The organism is Nodosilinea sp. P-1105 (genome assembly GCF_012911975.1).
Lineage (GTDB): Bacteria > Cyanobacteriota > Cyanobacteriia > Phormidesmidales > Phormidesmidaceae > Nodosilinea.
Map to the genome: position 1 here is coordinate 1 of NZ_SMDQ01000041.1, position 3,815 is coordinate 3,815.

At 55.3% G+C, this 3,815-nt stretch carries 4 protein-coding genes and 1 pseudogene; 2 read left to right on the forward strand and 3 right to left on the reverse strand.

Features of this window, described 5'->3' with window-relative positions:
• Window positions 1-240: hypothetical protein (locus E1H13_RS16635; RefSeq protein WP_169614696.1), on the forward strand; the 240-nt coding region annotated here is incomplete at its 5' end.
• A 157-nt stretch (window positions 241-397) separates the two neighbouring features.
• Here the strand turns inward: E1H13_RS16635 and E1H13_RS16640 are convergent.
• Window positions 398-1,048: pseudogene (locus E1H13_RS16640) on the reverse strand (helix-turn-helix domain-containing protein); the annotation flags it as partial.
• Here E1H13_RS16640 and E1H13_RS16645 point away from each other — a divergent pair.
• On the forward strand, window positions 1,008-1,541 hold the full coding sequence (locus tag E1H13_RS16645) for an OsmC family protein (RefSeq protein ID WP_169614698.1): 534 nt from the start codon (window positions 1,008-1,010) through the stop codon (window positions 1,539-1,541). The pseudogene E1H13_RS16640 and the gene E1H13_RS16645 sit on opposite strands and share 41 nt — an antisense overlap.
• Before the next feature lie 314 nt (window positions 1,542-1,855).
• Here the strand turns inward: E1H13_RS16645 and E1H13_RS16650 are convergent, their stop codons facing one another.
• Both E1H13_RS16650 and E1H13_RS16655 read right to left on the reverse strand, forming a co-directional pair.
• Window positions 1,856-2,032, reverse strand: a complete 177-nt coding sequence (locus tag E1H13_RS16650; protein ID WP_169614700.1) for a hypothetical protein — start codon at window positions 2,030-2,032, stop codon at window positions 1,856-1,858.
• 111 nt (window positions 2,033-2,143) lie between these two features.
• A partial coding sequence (locus E1H13_RS16655) for an amylo-alpha-1,6-glucosidase (RefSeq protein WP_169614702.1) occupies window positions 2,144-3,815 on the reverse strand: 1,672 nt, incomplete at its 5' end.

Below are 3,815 nucleotides of genomic sequence, written 5' to 3' on the forward strand. Positions count from 1 at the left end.
CCAGAGGCCCACCTGGGCATTGTGGTGGTGTTGACGGACTGGCCGGGGATGGTGGTCAAAGCCCTGCGGTTCTTCACGGTGTCGCCGTTCTTTACCCAGAAGCTGATTGAGGCCCTGCTGAGTACAGCACCGGCCTATACCTTCGAGGGCTATGAGCAGGGGGTACAGCGGGTGTTTCAGAACTACCCGGTGAATGCGATCGGTGATGGGTGTCGGGTGCGGTGTAAGTCTGGGGATTGAAGACTGGCGATCGCCACTGCTCTATACCGCCTAGATTCAGCTGTGGGCCTAGAGTACCCTGGGCGATCGCCATAGTGTGATGCGCCCTAGCTGAGTCGCTATGGTCACTGCTGATCCTTTTGGATCTGTGTGCATATAGCCATCTGCTAATTACTTTTTAGCCAAGATTAGAAGCCGAAAGTAAAGGCTGAAATATTCGCCGATATTGACTTGGAGTTATTCCGGTTAGTCGTTTGAAGAGACGCCTGAAAAAAGATACATCTTCGTAACCAACCTCGTAACAAATGTTTTCTACAGATTTGTCACTAGTCTCTAGCTGGTGCTTGGCTTCCTCGATTCGCAGGTTTTGTAAGTACTCGATTAATGTGGAACCTGTAGCAGTCTTGAAACGACGCTTTAAGGTGCGCTCTGGAATTTTTGCCTGTTCTATCGTTTGCTGAATCGCATCACTTTCACGAAAACATTGCTGTAGCAATTGTTCGCAGGCTTTGACAATAGAATCAGCATGAATGTCATTACGAACAAGTGTCTCATAGGGCAACTGTCCCTCGCTATGCCACTTCAACAAATAAACCTTTGCAATTCGCAACGCCTCTCCTGGACTACAATGCCGTGAGATAATGTGAATCGCTAAGTCATGCCATGATGTTGTTCCCCCTGCCGTAACGATATGTCCAGAGTCATCGGCGAATGTGAGATTGGGGGCTGGATTAAATCGAATGTTTGGGAATTTCTTGCGAAATAAATCTTGATAGCCCCAGTGGGAAGTGGCGTTACAGCCATCCAGCAGACCTGTTGATGCGATCAAGCAAACGCCGACCTTGGCCCAGTTTGAATTTCGTGCTACCAATCAATGGATTAATGGTGGCGAAAATCGGTCGAGAATTAAGGAGTTTTATGGTGCGGGTCAAGAGGACGAATCTCGTACAGAAGCATTTGAGTTTACTAATGGTGAGCCTCCAGTACTACTAGGTGCCAATGAAGGGGCAAATCCAGTGGAGTACTTACTACACGCTTTGGCGGGGTGTGTCACAACTACAACGGTGGTACATGCCGCTGCTAAGGGAATTCAGATTGACAGGATTTCTACCAAACTGGTGGGTCAGATCGACTTGCAGGGTTTTCTGGGGCTTAGTGATTTTGTACCGGTAGGTTACGAGAGTATTCAGATTGAGATGGATATCAAGGCTGACTGTAGTGATCAGGAGTTGAATGAACTCTTATCCTTTGCCAAGGAACATTCTCCGGTATGTAACACTATTTGCCGACCGGTACCTGTGACCTTGAAACGAGTTAACTAAATGACAACTACTGGCTACATGCAAAACGGGGTTACTAGAGTGAGTAATGACGGTAACCCCATTATCTGGCCTTCATCGCCTAACTATCCGGTGGCACCCGATGGAAATAAGAGTTCCGATTAAACCTTAAAGAGTTTTGCCACGGGTGAACCGGGGCGTTATGCCGCCCGCATTCAACCCTGAACACTCTCAAAAAGCTCGAGAACCACATTGGGGCCATCTGGCTATTCATCCATGACTACAATCGCTGCATCAGAGAGAAGTTGGCCAAGCAAGGTCATCCGGTATTTTCCTCTGGCCTGCACTAAAATGCACTACCGGATGTAAGTCACTAGCCAGCGAAAGCTTCCCCTAACCACTCTAATGATCAACCCCGCCAGGGCCGCCCACAGCAGCACTGGATTGAGCGTCTCTGCAGCCTCGACAAACCGCTTTGATTTCAAAATGGTGGCTAGGGATAGGAGAGGTGGGTCGGTGGGGTGAGAGGCCATAAGCTCTGGGGAAAGGGGCTGGTCAATAGTCGATGCCAGGGTTATACGCCGTTCAGCTTAGGGGCTACAGTTCTTGATGGGCAAAACACCACGGCTGGACTGAAATTGGATTTATCGGGCAGCGGCCCTGTGAATCGTGGTCCAGGCGCGGAGAATTTCCCCCACTGACCAGGCTTGGGCTATACAGCCTCGAGGCTGAAAAGGCGCATCGCCATCGAAGATTTCGCTGATGGTGCCCAGCCCAGCGGTTTGCAGGTGATGGGCGAGGGGCTGCAAAAACTGATCGGCCAGGGTGGGGTTTTGGTAGACGGCGTAGTGGGCGATCGCAAACACCCCCAACAGCCAACCCCATACCGTGCCCTGGTGATAGGCACCGTCGCGATGGGTCTGATCGCCACCGTAAGCTCCCTGGTACTGAGGATGCTGGGGGGACAGACTGCGGAGCCCGCAGGAGGCTAGGAGCTGCTGGCCGCACAGCGTCACCACCTGCTTTTGCTGGTCGGGAGTCAGCAGCGGTGGGTAATCCCGATCAAAGCCGAGGGAAATCGCCAGCAGTTGGTTGGGGCGCAGGGAGGGGTCGGGGCCAGCGGGGGTATCGAGCACATCAAAGCAGTAGCTTTGGTCAGCCTGCCAAAACTGCTGAAACCCGTTTAAAGTCGCCTCAGCCATCTGGTCATAGATCGCGGTAGGCTGGCCCAATCGCTGGGCAAAGTGGGCCATCGATCGCGCTGCCGCATACCAGAGGGCTGTGATCTCGATCGGCTTGCCAATGCGTGGGGTCACCACCCAGTCGCCCACCTTGGCGTCCATCCAGGTGAGTTGCACCTCCGCCGCCCCGGCGTAGATCAGGCCATCGGCGGGGTCGAGGTGAATGTTAAAGCGAGTGCCCTTTTGATGCCAGTGGATGATGCTCTGCAAGACCGGGAAAATCTCGGCGAGCAGGACCTGATCGTCGGTGGTATCCAGGTATTGGCGCACCGCCTCCACGTACCAGAGGGTGGCATCGACGGTGTTGTAGTCGGCGTCGGTGAGAGGGTTACCATCGTCGGGAAACCGATTGGGCAACATGCCCTGGCTGACGTATTTGGCAAAGGTGGTGAGAATGCCTCGGGCCAGGTCGGGCCGACCAGTGGTCAGGGTCAGCCCTGGCAGGCTGATCATGGTGTCTCGGCCCCAGTCGCCAAACCAGTGGTAGCCAGCGATGATGCTCTTGCCCTCGGGGTGGTCGGGGGAGGGGCGATCGACAATAAACTGGTCAGCGGCCAGCACCAGCTGCCGCACCCAGTCGGGGGCCTGGGGGGCGAGGGTGGGCTGGGCGGTTTGCCACTGGTCGAGTAGGGTGCGGCTATGGGCCTGGTAGCGCTGGAGCGAGGCGGCCCCGTCGAGATCGGGACTGGCCTCGGTGCTAGCGATCAGGCAGACCGTCTCGCCGGGGTTAAGGTCGAGGGCAAAGCAGCCGACCAGCAGGTTGTCGTCGAGATCGCTTAGCCCCCGGTAGGCTTCGACGGCCAGTTCAAAGCCTCGGTACCATTCGGGGGCGATCGCCCCTTGCCCCTGGGGAGCCAGCAGGTAAAACGGGGTCGCCCCAGCAAAGGCCGTCACCCGCAGCCCCCCGGCCACCGGCTGTACTTCCATGGCCCAGTCCCCCGCCTCAGTACGGCTGTGGTAGCTGCGATAGTTGACCAGCGCTTTGACCGTGAGGCGAAGGGGCATCGTACCCCGCTCTAGGGTATAGGAGACATAGGTGGTATTGGCTCCCGGCTCCATCCAGATCCGTTTTTCG

Coding starts and splice junctions, on each gene's coding strand:
- E1H13_RS16650 (WP_169614700.1), bottom strand. CDS start 2,032: ATGGCCTCTCACCCCACCGACCCACCTCTCCTATCCCTAGCCACCATT.